Source organism: Spongiibacter marinus, assembly GCF_016906995.1.
Classification (GTDB): Bacteria; Pseudomonadota; Gammaproteobacteria; order Pseudomonadales; family Spongiibacteraceae; genus Spongiibacter; species Spongiibacter marinus.
Genome location: NZ_JAFBBD010000003.1, coordinates 230495 through 251960, shown reverse-complemented (window position 1 = coordinate 251960; position 21466 = coordinate 230495). Strand labels below are relative to the sequence as shown.

Sequence of the window (21466 nt, the reverse complement as noted above, 5' to 3'; positions counted from 1 at the left end):
TTTGAAACCAGTCGGAAAATGATTGAGTTAATACCATGGTAAAGGTCCGAGAGGATTACCCACAGTTAGCCGACGGGCGTGTTGATATCCCGCGCTGGATGGAGCGCCTGTCGATAGATGACAGCGTCGTAGAGCGCAGTGAGTTGCTCCGTGCCTTTGAGCTCGCCGAACAGTGCGCCAGCGGCAGTGCGGGCACAGCGCCCGATGTCAGTGGGGATAGCTTTTTCACCGCCCTGGAAATGGTGGAAATTCTTGCCGACCTGCATTTGGACCAAGACAGCCTGGTTGCCGCGACCTTGTTTCGCGCAGTTCGAGAAGTGAGGTTATCGCTGAGTGACCTGGAGCAGCAATTTGGCGGCTCTGTGGCGAAGTTGGTCGATGGCGTGTTGGGAATGGCGGCCATTTCCAAAGTTAACGCAGAGTTGGATGTTCCGGTGCTGGGGCAGTCCGAGGCACAAAGCGAAACCATTCGGAAAATGTTGGTGGCGTTGGTCGACGATGTTCGCGTTGCACTGATTAAGTTGGCAGAGAGAACCTCGGCGATTCGCGCGGTGAAGAACCGCCCAGAGAAGCGCTATCGTGTTGCGAGAGAAGTTTTCGACATCTACGCGCCTCTGGCTCATCGCCTGGGTATTGGCCACATAAAGTGGGAGTTAGAGGATCTTAGCTTTCGCTACTTGCAGCCATCGGCATACAAAAAAATTGCCAAACTGTTGGATGAGAAGCGACTAGACCGCCAGCACTATATCGACGAGGTCATTCACACGCTTACCGCGGCGATCAAGGCCGATGGCATTGACGCCGATATCGCCGGCAGAGCGAAGCACATTTACAGCATCTGGCGGAAAATGCAGCGCAAGGGGATTGGTTTTTCCCAAGTCTACGATATTCGCGCAGTGCGCGTGCTAGTGCCGGATGTAAAAGCTTGCTATGCCGTGCTTGGCCTGGTCCACGGCCTGTGGCGAAATATTCCCAACGAGTTCGATGATTACATCGCCAGCCCCAAAGAAAATGGCTACCGCTCACTCCATACCGCGGTGATAGGCCCCCAGGGCAAGGTTCTGGAAGTGCAAATTCGCACCCGAAGCATGCACGAGGAAGCAGAGTTTGGTGTGTGCTCTCACTGGATGTACAAAGGGGCAGACAAAACCGCCAAGAGTAATAACAGCTACGACGAAAAAATTGCATGGCTGCGGCAGGTATTGGACTGGCATGAGGAAAGTGGCAGCAGCAGTGACGTCGCGGAGCAGTTCACCCGCGCCCAGGACAGGGTCTACGTGTTTACCCCAGATGGCCATGTTGTGAATTTGCAAAACGGCGCGACGCCATTGGATTTTGCGTATCACATCCATACTGAGGTGGGTAATCGCTGCCGCGGCGCTAAAGTGAACGGCCGCATCGTACCGCTGACATACACTCTGAATACCGGCGAGCGCGTTGAAATTCTCACCGGTAAAGAGAGCAAGCCTCGCCGCGATTGGCTGCAGAGTAACCTGGGCTATTTAAAAACCAGCCGGGCTCGCACTAAAGTGCAACATTGGTTTCGACAGCAGGCTAAGGAAGACAATATTGCTGCCGGTCGCGCGTTGCTGGAAAAAGAATTTCGCCGCCTTGCGCTCAATAGCGTTGACTATAAGTACATCGCCGATCAAACCCATTGTGCCAGCGTAGAGGATATGTACGCTGCGGTGGGGGTCGGCGAAATCAGCATGCTACAAATTGTTCGTCTGGCGAACCAGCTGATCGGGCAAGATGAAAATGCGGCTGAAGAAGTGCTGCCACGCCTGAAGGCGCCGAGCAAAACCTCCAAAGATAGCAGTAAGGTGCGGATCAGCGGCGTTGGCAACTTGTTAACGCACTTCGCCAGGTGCTGTAAACCTCTGCCTGGGGAGGCTATTACGGGATACATCACCGTGGGGCGTGGCGTGAGCGTTCACCGCCAAGATTGCAGTAAGCTTCTGCAACTTCAGAGCGTGGAGCCGCACCGAATTATTGCCGTCGACTGGGAAGTTGAGCAAACCGATACTTATCCTGTTGATATCGAATTGCAGGCTTTCGACCGACAAGGCCTGCTTCGCGATATCACCCTGCAGTTGGCCACAGAAAAGGTGAATGTAATCTCCCTGAATACGGTTACCGACACGAATAGCCACATGGCCACGATGCGTATTCGCCTGGAAATTAGTGATGTCGGCGCTTTGTCGGGCCTGTTGAGCCGCCTAAATGGCTTGCCGAATGTCGTAGCGGTGAAACGTGTTAAGGAAGGATGATGGTGGCAAAGCAATATAGCATCGATGACTTGCGCGAACTGATGTCGCGTTTGCGCGACCCTCAAGATGGTTGTCCCTGGGATCAAAAGCAGGACTTTAAAAGCATCGTCCCTCATACACTCGAAGAGGTCTATGAGCTCGTCGATGCGATCGAGAGCGCTGACCCGGATCAGATTCGCCAGGAAATGGGCGACGTATTGTTCCAGTTAATTTTTTACAGCCAGCTGGCGCAGGAGCAGGGCGACTTTACCTTTAACGACGTTGTCGATGACATCACTCGCAAACTTCTGCGCCGTCATCCCCATGTTTTTCCCGATGGAACCTTGGAAAGTCGGCGTGGAGAAGCGCCGCCTGATGAACCCGCAATCAAGCAGCGCTGGGAGGAAATCAAGGCAGAGGAGCGCCGGGGAAAGGCCCAGTTGAGTGCCCTAGATGATATTCCATTAGCGCTGCCAGCGACTAATCGTGCAGAAAAACTGCAAAAGCGGGCGAGTCGTCTTGGCTTTGATTGGGACGATGTGGCAGGTGTATTGGCTGCCTTGGAAGATGAGCTGGCCGAGCTCAAAGAAGCGATAGACGGCGGCCAAAGAGAGGAAATAGCCGATGAGCTCGGCGATGTTTTCTTCTCTGTGGTGAACCTGAGTCGCCATCTTAAGCACGACGCCGAGGGTGCACTGCGAGCGGCGGGCCAGAAATTCGAGCGACGCTTTCGCTATGTAGAACAACAGGCCGGGGGGCAGGAAGGCACTGCCGCGACACCGAGAGCCGTACTGGAGCAGTATTGGCAAGATGCGAAACAAGCGGGCCTGTAGCCCACTTGTGGTCAGTGCTTGTTGCGGTTTCTCAGGGCTGACATGTGCTTTTCAGTCAGGCTTAAGTAGCGAGGCGTAGGGCCAACGTCCTCATAGATGGGGTCGCCGAGTTCATCGGTGGTAACAACTTTTTTGCCGCGGACATAGGGCATGGCGCTTTCGAGTTCGTTCAATGACGCGCTAAGCAGGTCGGTGATTAGCTCTTCAACGTGGCGCCTGGGATAGAGCTCTGCCAGCGCTTTCAGCTTGGCGGCGTCCTCCAGTGGCAGCCGTATTTTGTAGCAATCCTCGGTTAAGCCGCTGCTGGCGGTTTGTTCCCAGAGTGATAACAAATCCCGTACTTTCATTTGCCAGTTCCTGTCATCGCAGAGTATTCACACTCTGATACTAGTACGTAGCTTGGGGACTTGCCTAGGGCCTGTTCACACTAATTGCGTCACGCCTGTTGCAGCTATAAATTCGCCAATACAGGAATGAGAAGAGGCGTTTGCTTATTTCAAATGCGCGACGAATGGCGACGAGTGGTGGATTTTTAGCCACAGCCGCAATGGCTGATGCCATTTTGCCTGCCACAGGTGCAATTCAATGAGTGAGGCGCTAGCTTGCCGCTCAGAGATCGACGGTTACCTAAGGGTGGGGCTGTCGTGTAGTAACAGGGCGGTCTTCGACCTTAGTAGGCTTGTGTGTCGGCCTTTAGCTGTGTATCGTTGTCGGCTTTGAAAAGCGACCAGTTCGACGCCTCAGCCGTCGAGACCGACTAATCAGTTTGCAGACGTTGGTAGAAAAGCCATTCAGAGCTTTTGCTGCAAGGTATGTTCCAGCCATTCCAATCGCATTAGTTGGCGCCGTTACTGGCCGTAGAGCTTTTTTTAATCCTTTGGGAGTTGTTACGCATGCGCGTTATTTTGTTGGGGCCTCCAGGGGCCGGTAAGGGGACGCAAGCCCAGTTCATCACTGAGAAGTTTGGTATTCCTCAGATCTCCACAGGCGACATGTTACGTGCGGCGGTAAAGGCGGGTAGTGAGCTGGGCCTGAAGGTGAAAGATATTATGACGACGGGTGGTCTGGTGTCCGACGACATCATTATCGCCTTGGTTAAGGAGCGTATTGCTCAGTCAGACTGTGTTAACGGATTCCTGTTTGACGGCTTTCCCAGAACGATTCCTCAAGCTGAGGCGCTGCAAGAGGCCGGCGTTGATATCGATCACGTGCTGGAGATCGCTGTCGCTGATGAAGAAATTGTGACTCGCATGAGTGGCCGCCGAACTCACGAGGCATCGGGTCGTACCTACCATGTGGTCTATAACCCACCTAAAGAAGAAGGCAAAGATGACCTTACCGGCGAGCCTTTGATTCAGCGTGAAGATGACCAGGAAGCGACTGTTCGCAACCGTCTGAACGTCTACCATGAGCAGACCAAGCCCTTGGTCGCCTTCTACAGCGATCTGGACGGAGAGAATGCGCCGAGCTATTCGCGCATTGACGGCGTGGGCACCGTGGACGAAATTACCCGGCGCGTGCTCGAGGCGCTTCAAGATTAGGCGCTGTTGTGGCAGTCTGGTTTTGCGATTTGCGGCGCCTTTAGGCGCCGTTTTTCTTTTTTGCTATAAACCGAATGTTTGTTCAATCGCGTAAGATGCATCTCGCACGCCTTGGAAAGTGAAAAATGAAAACAGCGGTAGTCTTTATCAATTTGGGTACGCCAGATACTCCCAATACCTCTGGGGTGCGGCGGTTCTTGCGGGAGTTTCTGTCAGACCGACGCGTGGTCGAGGTTCCCAGGCTTATTTGGTTGGCGATACTCTATCTTATTATTCTCCCTTTTCGTTCACCTCGTGTGGCAAAGGCCTACCGACAAATATGGTTTGGCGACACCTCTCCGCTCAGGCATTTTTCAGAAAGTTTAGTTGAGGGGGTTGCCAGTAAACTCTCTCAGGAGTACCCGGATGCGGATATCACGGTGCGGCTTGCCATGACGTACGGGCAGCCCAGTGTGGAGTCTCAAATACATGAGCTCTGCGACGCCGGTGTCGAAAACATCTTTTTTGTGCCGTTGTACCCACAGTATTCAGCGACTACCACGGCGGCCGCGATGGATGCCGTATATCGCTGCTTTGCTCGCATGCGGGACATACCTCAGTGGTCATGGCTGCGCAATTACCACAACCATGAGGCCTATGTGGCGGCCCTTGGGGAAAGTGTTAAAGCACACTGGCAGAAGAACGGCCGGGCAGAGCGCTTACTCATGTCGTTTCACGGAATTCCGAAGCGAAATGTGGATTTGGGCGACCCCTACGAAGAGCATTGCAATGAAACCGCAGAGGCCGTGGCCAAGTACCTTGAACTGGATGACACCCAGTGGCTGAGAACATTTCAATCTCGGCTTGGTAAGGCTGAGTGGTTAACCCCCTATACCGACAAAACTGTAGAAGCGTTGCCGGCAGAAGGGGTTAAAAGCCTGGACGTAATGTGTCCAGCGTTTGCTGTTGAATGTCTTGAAACACTGGAGGAGATAGATGGCGAAGCAAAAGAGATTTTCATGGAGCACGGTGGGGAAGGCTTTAATTACATCCCGTGTTTGAATGATAGCGATGCCCATCAAGATTTGATGCTGGAATTGTGTCGTCCATTTGTTTCTCAGTCTCTGAAAAAGTAAGTCGTTAAGTTAGACAAAGCGTTTGATTTTTTTGCGAAAATTTTGCGCTGCTTACTATGTATGCTATTTTTTAAACAAATAGCATAACGCTGTTCGCCAAGGAGAATAAAATGCCAAGAGCAAAGCGCAAAGTTGCCACTGCAGCAAAGAAGAAAACATCGCCTAAAAAAGCCGCTTCCCCCGGAAATGCCGTCGTTAAAAAAGCCGAGGAAGGTTTGAAGAAAGTTGAGGCGATGTTAGCTAAAGAACGCAAGGCGGTAGCAGCAGCGAAAGCGAAGCTAGATTCTGCTAAGGCGAAGGCAAAGAAAACGGCCAAGGCGGTAGATAAAAATGCTGCCAAGCGTGCGTCGGCTGCAGCAAGTAAGGCAAACCAAAAATTGCGAACAGTACGTGCGAAGGTTGCCAGCAGTAAGTCGGCATTAGCTGATGCAAAAGTCATTGCAAAAATCTCTGCCTCGGAGGCTGCGGTTCGCCAAAAAATTCAAGAGCGATCCGAAGCGCTGGCGAGTAAGGCAGACGCTGATTTAGCCAAAGCAGTTAAACAGTTCGAGCAGCGGTTTATCAAAAAGCGCAACGCAGAGGACAAAGCGAAGCTCGCTACTATTGAGCGCAAACTTGTCAGCAAGCACAAGATGGCGGTCAAACAACTGACAGCCAAGTTGTCAGAGCCTGCCAAAGCGGCATTGGCAAAGACCGCATCCAAGCCTGCAGCGGCGCCAACCGCCAAGAAAAAGGCGTCATCTAAAAAGGCGGCGGTTAAAAAAGCTACCGCTAAAAAGTCAGCAGCTCGCAAAACCGCCGCGAAGAAAGGTGCCCCTAAAAAAGCGGCGGCTAAGAAGGTTGCGAAGAAGAAAGTAGTTGCTAAGAAGTCAGCGCCGAAAAAGGCACCGGCAAAGAAAGCGGCTGCCACGCCAGACAAGGCCAGTAGCTGAGTATTAGCGCCTCTGGATACCCCTCCAGAGTCAGTAGATAAACCGCGCTACGGCGCGGTTTTTTGTTTGCGGCTTAAGCCTTGCAGAGCCTGGGATCGGTGTTCATAATAGCCGCCCCAATTTTTGCGCAATAGCGTTTTACATGTGGCCTATCGTAGCGGCCACCACTGGATAAGGAACAGTCATGCCTGTTATTACTCTCCCCGATAATAGTACCCGTGAATTCGACACGCCGATTACCGTTGAGGGTGTAGCGGCCGACATTGGTCCAGGCCTTGCCAAGGCGGCTCTTGCTGGGCGGGTGGACGGTGAGCTCGTCGATACTCACTACCTTATCGAGCAAGATGCCAACCTGGCGATTATCACCGATCGCGACGAAGAGGGCCTGGATATTATTCGTCACTCTACGGCGCATTTGCTGGCGATGGCTGTTCAGGAGGAGTTCCCGGGCGCGCAGGTAACGATTGGCCCAACAGTGGAAGATGGCTTCTACTACGATTTTGCCTTTGAGCGTGCTTTTACACCTGATGACCTGCAGAAAATCGAGGCACGAATGGAGGCCATCGCCGGGCAGGATTTAGCTGTCGAGCGATTGGTAATGTCGCGTGAAGAGGCGGCTAAAACGTTCGCCGATATGGGCGAAGAGTATAAAGTTGAAATTATCCACGACCTGCCTGAGGGAGAGGAGATCTCAGTTTACAAGCAGGGTGAGTGGATGGATTTGTGCCGGGGGCCCCATGTTCCCAGTACTGGCCGTTTGAAAGCCTTTAAACTCACCAAGGTGGCCGGTGCCTATTGGCGAGGCGATCAGAATAACGCCATGTTGCAGCGTATTTATGGCACTGCCTGGGCGAATAAGAAGGCCCTTAAGTCCTATTTGAACCGGATTGCTGAGGCGGAAAAGCGAGATCACCGCAAGGTTGCTAAAAAACTCGACCTATTTCACATGCAGGAAGAGGCGCCAGGAATGGTGTTTTGGCACCCCAAGGGCTGGGGCATATATCAGGCTGTTGAGCAATATATGCGAGACCAGCAGCGCAAGCATGGTTACCAAGAGATTAAAACTCCTCAGCTGGTTGATATTTCGCTGTGGGAGAAGTCGGGACACGCCGACAAGTTTAGCGATGGCATGTTCCGCCTGCAGGCTGATGAGCGTGAAGTGGCTGTGAAGCCAATGAACTGCCCTTGTCACGTGCAGGTATTTAACCAGGGACTGCGCAGCTATCGGGATCTGCCCCTGAGGTTGGCAGAGTTTGGTTCGTGTCATCGCAACGAGCCCTCAGGGTCCCTGCACGGAATTATGCGGGTGCGTGGTTTTACCCAGGACGATGCGCACATTTTTTGCGCGGAGGAGTCGATTCAGCAGGAAGTGGCACAATTTATCGACTTTTTGCACGACGTCTACGCCGATTTTGGTTTCAGTGACGTTATCTATCGCCTGTCAACGCGCCCTGCGCAGCGGGTTGGTAGCGACGAGGATTGGGATCGGGCCGAAGAGGCGCTGGCACTAGCCTTGGATAGCAAGTCTTTGCCCTGGGAAGAGCTGCCAGGAGAGGGCGCTTTCTACGGGCCGAAAATTGAATTTTCCCTCAAGGACTGTATTGGCCGCGTTTGGCAGTTGGGGACGATTCAGGTTGATTTCTCAATGCCGGGCCGCCTGGGCGCGCAATATGTGGACGAGAGCGGCCAGCGCAAGACGCCGGTAATGCTGCACCGGGCAATATTGGGGTCTTTCGAGCGCTTTATCGGTATTTTGATCGAGCATTACGAGGGCGCATTCCCGCTTTGGCTTGCGCCGGTGCAGGCGGTGGTCTGCAATATCACCGATGCACAGGGTGAATATGTGTCAGAAGTGAAAGAATTCCTGCAAGATCGTGGGTTTAGGGTCGACTCGGACTTGAGAAATGAGAAGATCGGCTTTAAAATCCGCGAGCACACAATTCAGAAGGTGCCTTATATCCTGGTAGTTGGGGATAAAGAGGTGGAAAGTCGGACTGTAGCAGTGCGCGCAAGAGGTGGTAAGGATCTGGGCTCGATCTCACTTGATGAGTTAGCGAGCATCCTTGCCGAAGGCGTGGCTGCCCGCAGCCGTGCAATATCGGAGAGCTAGCAATTAAACGCGATAACGCAAAAGGGCGCGGTAAACGCGCACTGATAAATCAAGATATTGAAGCCAGTCAAGTCAGGTTGATTGATGCTGAAGGTAACCAGGTGGGCATTGTCCCGCTAGCGGAGGCGCTAACTGCCGCCCAGGAAGCCAGCCTAGACTTAGTGCAGATTGCGGACTCGGATCCGGTGGTCTGCAAGATAATGGATTATGGAAAACATGTTTTCGAGGCCAAGAAGCAACAAGCTGCGGCCCGAAAAAACCAGGTTCGTACTCAGGTTAAGGAAATTAAATTCCGACCTGGGACGGATGAAGGGGATTACCAGGTAAAACTGCGCAACCTGGTACGTTTCCTTGAGCATGGGGATAAAGCCAAGGTAACTCTCCGTTACCGCGGTCGTGAGATGGCCCACCAGGAACTGGGTATGCAGTTGTTGCAGCGAGTGGAAGCAGACCTCGCTGAATACGGCGCTGTAGAACAGTATCCAAAAATGGAAGGTCGTCAGCTGACGATGGTGATTGCCCCGAAAAAGAAAAAGCAGTGAGCTCTCAGGGCCTGCTTAATTGATTGATGCAATGCGGAGTATCTAACGATGCCAAAAGTTAAAGTACACAGCGGAGCGGCAAAACGCTTTAAAAAAACCGGTAGCGGTTATAAGCGTAAAAGCGCCCACAAGAGTCACATCCTTACCAAGATGACCACCAAGCGTAAGCGTCAGCTGCGTGGCACCAGTGCTGTCCACAAGTCGGACAAAGTTCTGGTCGACCGCATGCTTCGCGCCATTTGATTACCGTCATCTCAACAGATAAGGAATAGACTATGCCCCGCGTAAAACGTGGTGTGACAGCACACCGTCGTCATAAAAAGATTTTGAAGCAAGCCAAGGGTTACTACGGAGCGCGTTCGCGCATCTATCGTGTAGCTAAGCAGGCGGTAATCAAAGCCGGTCAATACGCTTACCGCGATCGCCGCGTTAAGAAACGTACTTTTCGTGCGCTGTGGATCACCCGCATTAATGCCGCATCTCGTGCCAATGGCTTGAATTACAGCCGTTTGATTGCTGGCTTGAAAAAGGCAGAGATCGCACTGGACCGTCGCGTGTTGGCTGACTTAGCCGTGCACGACAAAGAAGCCTTTGCTGCCGTGGTAGAACGCGCGAAAGCAGCTCTGGCCTGATGCCTGCCACCGCCCAGCGGTTGTAGATATAACTATTGGATAGGGGAAGAGCTTCGCTCTTTCCCTATTTTTTTTTCGGGCGCTTGCGCCCGGCAGTTACCAGCCGAGTACCTGAGTCAGGAGTGGGGAATGGAGAATCTTGAAGCCTTGGCCGCCGAGGCCGCAGAGAAAATCGCTGCGGCAGATGATGGGCGTGCCCTTGAGCAATTGCGTGTTGATTACCTAGGAAAGAAGGGGCATATCACCGCGTTGCTCAAAGGTTTGGGCAAATTATCGGCCGAGGAGCGCCCGGCAGCGGGTGCCGAGATCAATAGGGTTAAGCAGGCACTTGCGCAGCAAATTGGCGAGCGAAAGGCTAAGATGGAAGAGGCTGCTGTCGCAGAAAAATTGGCGGCCGAAACTATCGACGTGACCCTGCCTGGCCGCGGTCAGCAGCTGGGTGGCCTGCACCCGGTAACGAAGACCATAGAGCGCATCAGCCAATTTTTTGAAGGTATTGGTTTTGATATCGCTGAAGGGCCTGAAATCGAAGATGACTACCACAACTTCGAAGCCTTAAATATCCCTGCCCACCACCCGGCGAGGGCGATGCACGACACGTTCTACGTTGATGTCAGTACGGTACTGCGTACCCATACCTCGCCCGTGCAGGTGAGGGTGATGGAGTCCAGTGAGCCGCCGCTAAAGCTGATCTGTCCGGGGCGCGTGTACCGTTGTGATTCCGACTTGACGCACACGCCGATGTTTCATCAGGTTGAAGGCTTGCTCGTTGATCAGGAGTCCAGTTTTGCCGACCTGAAAGGCATGCTGGAATCGTTTTTGCGCGCCTTTTTCGAAAAAGACCTCGCCGTACGGTTTCGGCCATCATATTTCCCCTTCACAGAGCCGTCGGCAGAAGTCGACATTCAGTGCGTAATGTGTGGGGGTGAGGGTTGTCGCGTATGTAGCCATACCGGCTGGATCGAAATTCTCGGTTGCGGAATGGTGCACCCAAAGGTCTTCGAATACTCTGATATCGATCCTGAAAAATACAGCGGCTTTGCGTTTGGTATTGGTGTGGAGCGCCTGGCCATGCTGCGTTACGGCGTCAATGACCTGCGATTATTTTTCGAAAATGATCTGCAATTCCTCGAGCAATTCCAGTAAATGCATCGAGCTACTAGCTAGGCAACGTTAACAGTCGGATACGGATAGAGCATGAAATTTAGTGAACAGTGGTTGCGAGAGTGGGTAAACCCCGGTGTGGACAGTGACGATCTGTCTGCACAATTGACGATGGCCGGTTTGGAAGTCGATGCCATTGAGCCTGTCGCGGGTGATTTTAGCGGTGTGGTTGTTGCTGAGATTACTGCTGCAGAGCGCCACCCTGACGCCGACAAGCTGCAAGTTTGCCAAGTGAGTAATGGCCAGGAAAGTTTCCAAATTGTGTGCGGCGCCGCCAATGCTCGGGAAGGAATCAAAGTGCCCATGGCCATGGTAGGGGCGGTCCTGCCCGGTAATTTCAAAATAAAGAAAGCCAAGCTGCGCGGCGTAGAGTCCTTTGGTATGTTGTGTGCCGAGCAAGAGCTAGGAATGGCGGAGCACTCTGATGGCCTGTTCGAATTGCCCAGCGATGCGCCGTTGGGTGAAGATATTCGTAGTTACCTAGGGCTTGACGATAAGCTTATCGAGCTGGGTTTGACCCCAAATCGCGCGGATTGCCTCAGTATTCGCGGGGTCGCCCGCGAGGCGGCCGTTCTCAACAATATGGCCTTTGCTGAGCCAGCGCAGGCCGCGGTAGAAGCTTCCATCGACGATCAGCTAACCGTAAAGATTGCGGCACCGGATCACTGCGCGCGCTATGTGGGCCGCGTGGTGCGCGGTGTGAATATGGGGGCAGAAAGCCCTTTGTGGCTGCAAGAAAAATTGCGCCGCTGTGGTTCGCGTAGCATTGACCCTGTGGTGGATGTCACCAACTTGGTTATGCTTGAGCTCGGTCAGCCCATGCATGCCTTTGACTTATCGGCTATAAGCGGCGCCGTTAGCGTGCGCACGGCAACGCCAGGCGAGAGCCTTGAGTTGCTTGACGGGCAAACTTTGGAGCTTCGTGACGACAGCCTGTTAATAGCCGATGATGAGAAACCGTTGGCGCTCGCCGGCATTATGGGCGGGCAGAGCAGTGCGGTATCTGCCGCGACTCAAGACTTATTCTTGGAGTCTGCATTTTTCACCCCAGAGAAGCTTGCCGGCAAGGCGCGCTCTTATGGTTTGCACACTGACGCGTCGCATAGATTTGAGCGTGGTGTGGACTTCGCCCTAGCAGAACGAGCAATTGAGCGCGCCACCGAATTAATATTGCAAATATGCGGTGGCAAAGCAGGGCCTTTGACCGAGGCGAGCAGCGATGCTTTACCAAGCCGCAGCCCTGTAATCTTGCGTGAGGCGCGAATCGAGAAAATGCTGGGGATGCCGTTGCTGGCTAAAGAAGTCGAGCAAATCCTGACAGGCTTAGGTATGCAGGTAGAGCGTCAGGACAGTGGCTGGATGGTAACCCCGCCGAGTTGGCGTTTTGATATTGCCATCGAAGTGGACTTGCTCGAAGAGCTCGCCCGGGTATATGGCTATAATCGCCTGCCGGTTAAACCCATTCGCTCGGAGCTGGCTATAAAGTCTCGCCCGGAAGGGCAGCGAGCTGTCATGGATTTACGGCAGCACTTGGTATCCCGTGGTTACCAGGAGGCCATTAGCTACAGTTTTGTCGACCCTGTGCTCAACGCGAAACTCTCAGAGCGCGAAGATTGCGTGACCTTATTGAATCCCATTAGTGCCGATATGGCGCAGATGCGTGACTCCCTTCTGCCAGGCCTCTTGAAGACCGCGGAATACAATAGCAAGCGTCAGCAGGCGCGCTTGCGATTCTTTGAAATTGGGCAGCGTTTTGTGCCATCCGCTGAGGGCTTGGCGCAGATTCCCACACTGGGTGCGCTGTTGTCTGGGCGACGAGATCCGGAAAATTGGAGTTCAGGTGGCGAATTGCTGGATTTCTTCGATCTAAAGGGCGATTTAGAAGCGCTGATTACCCCTGCCGCGACACCTTTGCGATTTGAGGCGGCGCAGCACAAGGCGCTGCACCCTGGGCAAACAGCAAATGTCTATCAAGGAGAGCACTGCGTTGGACGCATTGGTGCGCTTCACCCCTCGCTACAGAGTGACTTGGATTTGCCATCGGCCGTGTATTTCTTCGAAATAGACCTCGATGCACTGCTCGAAGTAGGTGTGCCTGCGTTTAAACCTGTTTCGCGCTATCCCGAGCTCCGCCGTGACTTAGCGGTTATTTTGCCTAGCGATGTGACCGCGCAATCCGTTCTGGATTGTGTGCAGAGCGCGGCCGGGGAGTTGCTGGTTAACTTGAAGCTCTTTGATATTTATCAGGGTAAAGGTATTGATCCAGAAAGGAAAAGCCTGGGCCTGGGCTTGACGTACCGACATTCATCCCGCACTCTTAATGAGGAAGAAGTTACCCTATCTGTAGAGGCGGTAGTGCAGGCGTTGCAGGATCGCTTCGGGGCCAGTTTAAGGAACTGAATGTGATGACGTCCCTCACCAAGGCAGAAATGGCGGAGCGCCTCTATGAAGAGCTCGGTCTGAACAAGCGTGAGGCGAAAGAGCTTGTCGAGCTGTTTTTTGAGCAGATTCGCCACTGTTTAGAGAATAATGAACAGGTCAAAATTTCCGGCTTTGGCAATTTTGATCTGCGTGATAAGAGCCAGCGGCCTGGGCGCAATCCCAAAACCGGTGAAGAAATTCCCATTTCTGCTCGGCGAGTGGTGACCTTCAGGCCAGGCCAAAAGTTGAAATCCAGGGTAGAGGACTATGCTGGAACCAAGTCATAACGACGAGCTGCCACCGATCCCGGGAAAACGCTACTTTACGATAGGTGAAGTCAGCGAGCTCTGCTGCGTCAAACCGCATGTGCTGAGATACTGGGAGCAGGAGTTTCCTCAGCTGGCACCCGTTAAGCGCAGGGGTAACCGCCGCTATTATCAGCACCAAGACGTGCTGATGATTCGTCAAATCCGCAGCCTGTTATATGAACAAGGCTATACCATTGGTGGTGCACGGCAGCGCATGTCGGGGGAAGAGGCTAAAGGCGATTCCGCCCAGTCCAAGTTATTGATTAAACAGTTAATCGGTGAACTGGAAGATTTGTTAAAAGATCTAAAAAGATAGTTCACAGTGCTGTTTAGTTGGGGTATGATTCTGCCCCTCATTTCGGGGCGTAGCGCAGTCTGGTAGCGCACCACACTGGGGGTGTGGGGGTCGCAGGTTCGAATCCTGCCGTTCCGACCATATTTAAAGGGCCGCTTTAGCGGCCCTTTTTCATTTTTAGACTGTTATTTTATTTAATCCGGCTTGCTGCATAGCATGCTGTTCTAACGACGCCCCTTATCCTGCATATACTCGGTCAGTAACTGACTGATTCAATACGCCATTCAAGCAAGTTGCCACCTCCAGTCAGCCGCTTTTCACATAACGCAGGCTTTTGTGATTTGAATCACTATAATCAATAGGTATAAACGCGTATTATCCGCCTATAACACAAATAAAGCAGAACGTAGATTCTGTTCGCGGAAAAACAAAAAATGTCTGGAGGACATGCTGTGAAAACTTTATCAATGAAACAATTGTCATTAGCGGCAGCCATCACGGCTGCATCATCACTCTCAAGTGCCGGCCCTTTGGCGCCAATTATCGAACCGCTTGCTGAAGGCTTGGCGGGAACGCCGCTCGACGCAATCATCGCGCCGTTAAACGAAATCGATTCTCAGCTCTCAGCGCTCGATGGTGGTGGCGATAATCCTCTGCAGCCGATCCTGGATCAATTGCAGGGCGGCGGTAGTGGCGGTGACAACCCCTTGCAGCCCATTTTGGACCAGCTTCAGGGCGGTGGTGAAAACCCTCTTGCGCCATACGCATTGCAGCTGACGAAGACGGTTGACGACTTGGCCAATGACTTGGCGGGCGAGGACGGAACCGTAGACGCAGTGACTGATGTCGTCGATACCCTGGCAACCGACCCAACCGCCGTTCAAGCGAGTGTGGAAGCCATTCCACCGACACTGGAAGTGCTGTTTGCACATCTGCAAGAGAACTTGATGGGGTTTGCGCCGGAGGGCGGCAGTGACGGTGGTGACAACCCGCTTCAGCCTCTGCTTGATCAGCTTCAGGGTGGTGGAGAGGGCGACAACCCGCTGCAGCCCCTTGTTGATCAATTTGAGAGCGCCGCAGCTGGCGGTGAGGGCGGTGAAAGTGATAACCCTCTTCAGCCAGTATTAGATGTACTGCCTATTCCCGCGCCATCTGAGGGCGGTGATAGCGACTCTGAGCCCAGTGCATTGCCACTTTCACTAGCGTTTTCTTTCGAGTCAGCGGCTTTCAGCTTTTCATTCGGGTTTGACGGCCAAGAACCGGTATTTGAATTGCCAACACCTTAACGAGGCGTGTTGACCTGATATAGTAGAGCCGGTTTCCTTAGGGAGCCGGCTTTTTTACTTTCAAGTTTCAGCTAGCTATATCACAATAACGCATAATATAAATTTGGGTCATGTTCCGGCAGATAGGCATCGACACTTGAATTTTCGGGCATTTATACAATCCTTCCTTATCGGCTTGCTCATGGCAGCGCCGATTGCGCAGGCACAGTTGATTTCGGTCGATGTACTGGGTATCGGGGTGGATGTTACCGTGCCAGGAGCCGGTAGCGGTGAAGATGATATTTCGGTGTTGTCGCTAGATGTTTTGAGCGACGATGCGGTGTTAGGGGCCGGAATCGCCGGGCAAGACATCCTTTTGCTAGGAGCGCCAGCGTCTCCTCTTGAAGTTGAGGGAGGGGGGAACGCTTTAGCACCCTTACTCGATAATTTGGGCGGTGAGAGCTCGGTTATTGAATTCCTGCAAGACACAGCCGGAGACGGCGACATTATTCCTGAAGTGCTTACCATAGAGCTTTCCGACGACACGCAAGCGAGTGACGAGGGGGCGAGGGTTGATGGTAATCGCGCAAAAAAGCCCTTAGCGCGGTCCGCTGCTGCGGCGCAGTGCCGTGATGCGGATCGCGACAGTGTATGTGACGAAGTAGATCTCTGCCCAAACTCGCCTGCTGAGGCGATTGTATTGCCCTCGGGTTGCCATTTCGAAGCCGGGCGTACGCTGCGTCTCGTCGGGGTGAGCTTTGCCAGTGATACCGCTTTGCTCGACGCTTCTTCTGCGGCTACCCTCAGGCAGGCCGCCAATATCCTGAATTCACAGCGCTTTAAGAAAATTGAAATTGAGGTTGTCGGCCACACCGACGACCTCGGTGATGATGATTATAATATGCGCCTGTCTTTAGAGCGTGCTCAGGCCGTGGTACGTTTTCTCGCTGCCGAGGGTGTTGAGGTGCAGCGTTTGCAGGCAGTTGGCTTCGGTGAAAGACAGCCAAAGGTAAGTGTTGAGGGTTTGAGCGGACGTGACTTGGCCCAGGCTCGCGCAGAGAATAGACGTGTCGAGATGCGAGCGGCAAAGAACAGCGTCGAATCTGATGCTCGCTAAAGGTTAAGGACTTTGTATGGCAATTGATTTACCCCCAGTCATTCCTCCCCAAGCGTCTACTGCTGAGCGGATCGTGCAGTACAGTTCTGCACGTGAAGACGCGGTGTACGAGGCAGAGGTGGCGGGCTATACGCTGCGGATAACTGGGAATCGTCACCTTAGCAAAGAGCAATTGGATATGCTGATGGCGGCGGCGAAAACGCCGGCTCAGGCGGTCAATGCGCTAAACCAGTCATACCATCACCTGGGACACCTGTTAACGACGATCTATTTCGCCCAGCGCGACGAGACAATTTTTGTCCATGTTATCAACGGCACGTTGGCCGATATAAAAGCGCCGGAGGGGATCAAAGAGCATTTTTCATCCTTGATTGGCGATAGCGACCTTCTTCGCAGTGAATTCGATACAAAGCGCGTGTTAGCGAATTTAAAAAGTGACCGCGCAGGTCTCGACTATGGCATAAGCTATCAGGTCTCCGGGGACCCCAATGCCTTAACCATGGTATTCAGCGAGCGTGAAAAAGCTGACCATGATGCGACGGTGTTAAGCCTTTCCGCTAACAATTATGGCAATCGTTTTTTAGGGCGCTATTTCGGTGGTGTCTCGGCTAAACATGATTTCACCAATGGCCTCCATTTACAGTTTGTGTACGACCTAGCACTTACGGAGCTCGGAGAGGTCAATGGTGGTGATTACTACGATGGCTATACGTTTCGGCTGAACTACCCGAGCCAATGGGGGCTTTATGGCATCGAAGCGCGCCATGTCGAGTATGCGCGCTTTGCTGACGCCTTGGTGACTACCGCAAATGACCCTTTGCTCAGTCTGGGTACGTGTGACATTGCGCTGTTGTGCGCGCTACTCGGTGGTACAGGCACGTCGATAAACATTGGCGGTGGCGGCACCACAACAACGTCTGAAGAGGTGTACTTAGAGCATCGCACGCAATCCGCAGCGCTTACCGGCGAGCAGGTTTTGATGAGCGATAGCCTTTACCGCTTGACGCTCACCGAACGCGTGGAATACATCGATTCCACTATTGATCTGCGCGGCGGTGGGGCACTGTTGGACGAGCCCCAAACCAACCTTGAGTTGGGGCTTAAGTTTAACCGCTTATTGCGTTTAGCAGGCTTTCCTAGCCGGTTAACAGCGCAGGCATTCATCGATTTCGGCTTGAAGTCAGACAGCGGCACCTTCGCCACAGACGACCGTCAAGGCGTGGTGTTCATCGGCAGAAGAACAAGTGAGTTTACTATCTTTAAGCCCCGTTTCTCGCTGCAATCCGCCGTGGTTGATTGGGCGAATCTAACGGCGAGTTTCACAGGCCAGTACTCCGATGGCAGCCAATTACCGCTACAGCAGCAATACTATTTGGGAGGTAGCAACGGTTTAGCGGCCTACCTTCCAGGGGTGCTGGTTGGTGATTCGGGCCACTATGCGAAGTTGAGCTTTGAATCTAACCCACTGCCTTTCATGGGCTTGGAAATAAAGCCGTCTGTGTTCATCGAGCAAGGTTGGGTCTGGTACGAAGATGCACGCGGTGATGCCGGTGACACAAGAATGATTAGCGACGCAGGCTTCGCCTTAAAAGCTAGCTATAAGGACTATTTGAGCAGCGAGTTTGTGGTGGCCCACCCGATCGATGATGAAAATATCAATCAGAGCTTACTCGATGCTGCCGAGGTCGACTTCTTCTGGCGGCTTAAAGTCAGCTATTAGACGGTGACGGGAAGAGCAGGGTGACAACACTGCCGCCTTGCTCGCGCGCGGCAAAACGTAGCTCGATGCCACAGCTGTCGGCAATGTCTCGCACTATGGCCAGCCCCAGGCCCTGGCCGTCACCATATTGATCACCGCGTTTGCCGCGAATCATCATACTATCGATGTCTTCTTGTTCTAGGCCCTTGCCGTCATTTTCAATAAACAGTGCGACAGCGCCGTTTACCATCAGCTCGGCATAAACACATACCCGTGCATGACAGGCCTTACAGGCGTTATCGAGCAGATTGCCAAGTAATTCCATTAAATCCTGCTCGTCTACGGGCGCGGTTGTTTGGTCGTTGAGCGCGACCTCGGCAGTAAATGACTTGGTGTGGTAAACCTTTTGCAGGGTGTGAATAAGCCTATCCACTAAGGGTTTAATCTGCGTTTTGGTGTGCAGTTGCTGCTGGCCGCTACTGACGGCCCTGCGCAGCTGGTAGCGAACAATATTATCCATTCTCTCGATTTGTTCGTTACGCTGAGTGTCGTCTAGCTGGCCACTTTTTAGTACCGCAAGTGGGGTTTTCAAACTGTGCGCGAGGTCCCCCAGGGTATTGCGATAGCGCTCGCGCTGCCGGCGCTCTTTTTCGATCAGTTGATTGAGGTTGCTGGTGATAGCGGCCAGTTCACTGGGGTAGTTATCGCCGAGCCGCTCGGCCTGGCCTTTCTCCAGTAAACGCAGTTCTTTCGCCAGTCTGCGTAATGGTTTTAAGCCCCAGTATTGGATGACGGATATCAACAGCACAGAAAGAAAAGCAACGATGGTCATCCATATCGCCATCTGCCGGCGGAATTGCCGCTGCTCTCGAATGAGATTTGTTTTTTCCGAGTACAGAGAAAAAACAATCGCCAGATCCTCATTTTCCTCTGTTTCCCACAGGGCGCGGTAGCGGTAATAGAGGAAGGGTTTTTGGTCGATGAGCGTTTCGCCGGTAAGGGCTTCGCCAGGCCGTGATATTTCGAAGTTGTTGGGTAGCGACAAGGTATCGGCGCTTAGCGATCGCCACAGCTGCTTACCGTCGGGAGATTGTATGTCCGCGTAAAGCCCGGAGCGAAATTGCCAGAAATCAGGCTCCTTGAGCCGATCATCAGTGCGAAAGCCATCTTCTTCATTCCACTCAACGGCTCCCAATAGAGAAAAGAATTGGGCTTGGAGTCGGTTTTCCTCGGCTTTCAGCAAACTACTCAGATAAGCGCGGTCAATAGCAGCGGCGGTCAAACCCAGTAGCAGGGGCATAGCAATGATCATCGAGATGATGAGCCGACGGCTAATTGAGGAGCGGCGCGTCGCCATTATTGTTGCGAGTCCTCTCCCAGTTCGAAGCGATAACCGCGGCCACGAAGCGTGCTGATGGGCTTGAGCTCGCCGGTTGGGTCAATTTTCTTTCGCAGTCTGGCGATAAAGACCTCTATAACGTTGCTGTCGCGATCAAAGTCTTGATCATACAGGTGCTCTGTGAGCTCCGTTTTAGAGACGACTTGCCCGCTGCGCATTGCCAGGTATTCCAGCGCATTGTACTCAAAGGTGGTGAGCTCTAGTTTACGTCCGGCGACGGTCGCCGATTTGGCAGCGGTATCAATTTGTAGTGCACCAAAACTAATGCGCGGGCTGGCAAACCCGGCTGAGCGCCGAATCAAGGCATTTGCGCGCGCCAATACCTCCTCGATCTGAAAAGGCTTGGCAACGTAGTCATCTGCGCCGGATTCTAGGCCCTTTACTTTGTCTTGCCAGCTGTCTCTCGCTGTTAAAATGAGTACAGGAAAGTCTCTGGCATCTTCACGCCAGTGCCCGACGACGCTAATGCCGTCTAACTTGGGTAGGCCTATATCAACGATGGCAAGGTCGTAGGGGTGCTCCCTTCCTAGGAACAGGGCTTCTTCTCCGTCACTGCAGGCGTCGCAGGCAAAGCCCGCTGCCGTGAATTGCTCGACAAGCTGGGCTTGCAACAGAGACTCGTCTTCAACGATTAATACACGCACCTGAGCTACCTTTGATCGATGATGACGTTTTTGACCTTGCCATTTTTTTGCAATATGCGCACGCGGTAGGCACTGCCGTTAACGGTTTGAATTTTTTTAGCGCCGACGGCGCGGCCGCCGTAGCGCCGTTCAGCAATTGAGATCGCCTCACTCGCGCTAATCAGTGGCTGATTTCGTCGCGGGTCCAAGGCGTTGCGTGGCGAAACACCTAGTGCCCCTCGGCCGTTATTAATGCCTTTTTCCAGCAAACCGCTACTGTAGCTGTTTATTGAAATAAGCATGCCGAAAACGATTGCGGCAAGGGTTTTAAAACTATGTCGAAAATTCATAATGTCACTGGCTTAGCGGGTTAGCGTGGCCGTTCGGGGGCTGACTCAGTATGCATAGGTTACCGTAGTCAACTCAATTTGTTCAGTGTCTTTGTTCGGTAGTCCTGTCAGACACTTGCAGTTTGGGGGGACTAGGCTTAACTTTCGCTGAACCGCTTTGTTCAGCGTCAACCAATAAGGAGAATAGTGTGAAACTTTATACCTTTGATCCCGCGCCAAACCCCAGGCGGGTGAGCCTGATGTTAAAACATAAGGGCATCGACATTGATTCTGAACAGGTCGACCTGATGAAAGGCGAGCAGATGAGCGGTGAATACAGCAAAATTAACCCGCTGTGCACGGTGCCAGCTCTGCAACTCGATAATGGCGATACCCTGTGTGATGCCATTGCCATTTCGCTCTATATCGACGACCAGTTTCCCGAAAAGAGTGTGTTCGGTGCGAATGCGTTAGAGCGTGCAAAAATTGTCGCTTGGTGTCAGCGTCTCTATGTTGATGGCTTGGCGGCTGTTGCAGAGGTGCTGCGCAACACTAATCCCGCGTTTAAAGACCGTGCGTTGCCCGGGCCGGTAGCCGTGCCGCAGATCGCTGAACTGGAAGAAAGAGGCAACCTTAGAATTACCGCTTTTTATCAAACAATGGAAAAAGAACTGCAGAATCGCCAGTATTTGGTGGGAGAGTCCTTAAGCCAAGCGGATATCGACCTCTATGCCGTACTCGGATTCTGCAACTGGGTAAAACGCGATATTCCTGAAGATTGTCCGGTACTGCGGGCGTGGTTCGATACCATGAAGCAGCACTTCGGTGAGTAAGTTAGCACAACAATCAGTCGGCTGATCTAGGCCCAAAGGCCTCCAGCCGGTCCACACCT

The 21466-nt window shown here is 52.9% G+C and carries 21 protein-coding genes and 1 tRNA gene; 18 read left to right on the top strand and 4 right to left on the bottom strand.

Translation table 11 applies throughout. From position 1 onward, the window contains the following. Window positions 1–35: 35 nt before the first annotated feature. Both relA and mazG read left to right on the top strand, forming a co-directional pair. Window positions 36–2270 (top strand): GTP diphosphokinase, encoded by a 2235-nt coding sequence (gene relA, locus HNR64_RS05730; RefSeq protein ID WP_204995580.1) that lies wholly within the window; start codon window positions 36–38, stop codon window positions 2268–2270. Further along, entirely contained in the window at window positions 2270–3082 is an 813-nt protein-coding gene (mazG, locus tag HNR64_RS05725; protein ID WP_204995579.1) for a nucleoside triphosphate pyrophosphohydrolase, read from the top strand. Before relA ends, mazG begins: the two co-directional genes overlap by 1 nt. 11 nt (window positions 3083–3093) lie before the next feature. On the opposite strand, the gene HNR64_RS05720 is transcribed toward mazG, so the two are convergent. Further along, on the bottom strand, window positions 3094–3429 hold the full coding sequence (locus HNR64_RS05720) for a type 1 pili tip component (RefSeq protein ID WP_204995578.1): 336 nt from the start codon (window positions 3427–3429) through the stop codon (window positions 3094–3096). 546 nt (window positions 3430–3975) lie between these two features. Between HNR64_RS05720 and adk the strand changes: the two genes are divergently transcribed. The 15 genes from adk to HNR64_RS05645 all read left to right on the top strand — a co-directional run bounded on the left by adk (window position 3976) and on the right by HNR64_RS05645 (window position 18244). After that, window positions 3976–4623, top strand: a complete 648-nt coding sequence (gene adk, locus HNR64_RS05715) for an adenylate kinase (protein ID WP_204995577.1) — start codon at window positions 3976–3978, stop codon at window positions 4621–4623. A 125-nt stretch (window positions 4624–4748) separates the two neighbouring features. Next, a complete protein-coding gene (gene hemH, locus HNR64_RS05710) occupies window positions 4749–5738 on the top strand; it encodes a ferrochelatase (RefSeq protein WP_204995576.1) in 990 nt (329 codons plus the stop codon). 110 nt (window positions 5739–5848) lie between these two features. Continuing rightward, window positions 5849–6670, top strand: coding sequence for a hypothetical protein (locus tag HNR64_RS05705; protein ID WP_204995575.1), 822 nt, complete (start codon window positions 5849–5851; stop codon window positions 6668–6670). Between the two features lie 184 nt (window positions 6671–6854). Continuing rightward, entirely contained in the window at window positions 6855–8780 is a 1926-nt protein-coding gene (gene thrS / locus HNR64_RS05700) for a threonine--tRNA ligase (protein WP_204995574.1), read from the top strand. Beyond that, window positions 8768–9322 carry a translation initiation factor IF-3 gene (gene infC / locus HNR64_RS05695; RefSeq protein ID WP_204995738.1) on the top strand — a complete coding sequence of 185 codons (555 nt, stop codon included), beginning with the start codon at window positions 8768–8770 and terminating at the stop codon, window positions 9320–9322. Before thrS ends, infC begins: the two co-directional genes overlap by 13 nt. 48 nt (window positions 9323–9370) lie before the next feature. Further along, window positions 9371–9565 (top strand): 50S ribosomal protein L35, encoded by a 195-nt coding sequence (rpmI, locus tag HNR64_RS05690; RefSeq protein ID WP_022960515.1) that lies wholly within the window; start codon window positions 9371–9373, stop codon window positions 9563–9565. A 32-nt stretch (window positions 9566–9597) separates the two neighbouring features. Next, window positions 9598–9954 carry a 50S ribosomal protein L20 gene (rplT, locus tag HNR64_RS05685; RefSeq protein ID WP_027872679.1) on the top strand — a complete coding sequence of 119 codons (357 nt, stop codon included), beginning with the start codon at window positions 9598–9600 and terminating at the stop codon, window positions 9952–9954. 129 nt (window positions 9955–10083) lie between these two features. Beyond that, window positions 10084–11100 (top strand): phenylalanine--tRNA ligase subunit alpha, encoded by a 1017-nt coding sequence (pheS, locus tag HNR64_RS05680; RefSeq protein ID WP_204995573.1) that lies wholly within the window; start codon window positions 10084–10086, stop codon window positions 11098–11100. A gap of 51 nt (window positions 11101–11151) precedes the next feature. After that, window positions 11152–13518, top strand: a complete 2367-nt coding sequence (pheT, locus tag HNR64_RS05675; protein WP_204995572.1) for a phenylalanine--tRNA ligase subunit beta — start codon at window positions 11152–11154, stop codon at window positions 13516–13518. Window positions 13519–13523: 5 nt separating this feature from the next. Further along, window positions 13524–13826 (top strand): integration host factor subunit alpha, encoded by a 303-nt coding sequence (gene ihfA, locus HNR64_RS05670; RefSeq protein ID WP_022960519.1) that lies wholly within the window; start codon window positions 13524–13526, stop codon window positions 13824–13826. Continuing rightward, window positions 13807–14163 carry a MerR family transcriptional regulator gene (locus HNR64_RS05665; protein WP_204995571.1) on the top strand — a complete coding sequence of 119 codons (357 nt, stop codon included), beginning with the start codon at window positions 13807–13809 and terminating at the stop codon, window positions 14161–14163. The genes ihfA and HNR64_RS05665 overlap by 20 nt, the downstream gene beginning before the upstream one ends. Window positions 14164–14206: 43 nt before the next feature. Next, window positions 14207–14283, top strand: a tRNA-Pro gene (locus HNR64_RS05660). A 311-nt stretch (window positions 14284–14594) separates the two neighbouring features. Next, window positions 14595–15428: a hypothetical protein gene (locus HNR64_RS05655; protein WP_204995570.1), complete on the top strand. Its 834-nt coding sequence runs from the start codon at window positions 14595–14597 to the stop codon at window positions 15426–15428. A 181-nt stretch (window positions 15429–15609) separates the two neighbouring features. Next, window positions 15610–16524, top strand: a complete 915-nt coding sequence (locus HNR64_RS05650; protein ID WP_204995569.1) for an OmpA family protein — start codon at window positions 15610–15612, stop codon at window positions 16522–16524. A gap of 16 nt (window positions 16525–16540) precedes the next feature. Beyond that, window positions 16541–18244, top strand: coding sequence for a ShlB/FhaC/HecB family hemolysin secretion/activation protein (locus HNR64_RS05645; protein ID WP_204995568.1), 1704 nt, complete (start codon window positions 16541–16543; stop codon window positions 18242–18244). Here HNR64_RS05645 and HNR64_RS05640 read toward each other — a convergent pair. The 3 genes from HNR64_RS05640 to HNR64_RS05630 are packed head-to-tail and all read right to left on the bottom strand — an operon-like array spanning window position 18234 to window position 20595. After that, window positions 18234–19580 carry an ATP-binding protein gene (locus tag HNR64_RS05640; RefSeq protein ID WP_204995567.1) on the bottom strand — a complete coding sequence of 449 codons (1347 nt, stop codon included), beginning with the start codon at window positions 19578–19580 and terminating at the stop codon, window positions 18234–18236. The two genes, HNR64_RS05645 and HNR64_RS05640, sit on opposite strands and share 11 nt — an antisense overlap. Continuing rightward, a complete protein-coding gene (locus tag HNR64_RS05635) occupies window positions 19580–20266 on the bottom strand; it encodes a response regulator transcription factor (protein WP_204995566.1) in 687 nt (228 codons plus the stop codon). Before HNR64_RS05635 ends, HNR64_RS05640 begins: the two co-directional genes overlap by 1 nt. Window positions 20267–20271: 5 nt before the next feature. Beyond that, window positions 20272–20595: a PepSY domain-containing protein gene (locus HNR64_RS05630; protein ID WP_204995565.1), complete on the bottom strand. Its 324-nt coding sequence runs from the start codon at window positions 20593–20595 to the stop codon at window positions 20272–20274. 188 nt (window positions 20596–20783) lie between these two features. Between HNR64_RS05630 and HNR64_RS05625 the strand changes: the two genes are divergently transcribed. Then, on the top strand, window positions 20784–21407 hold the full coding sequence (locus HNR64_RS05625; RefSeq protein WP_204995564.1) for a glutathione S-transferase family protein: 624 nt from the start codon (window positions 20784–20786) through the stop codon (window positions 21405–21407). Window positions 21408–21466: the final 59 nt, after the last annotated feature.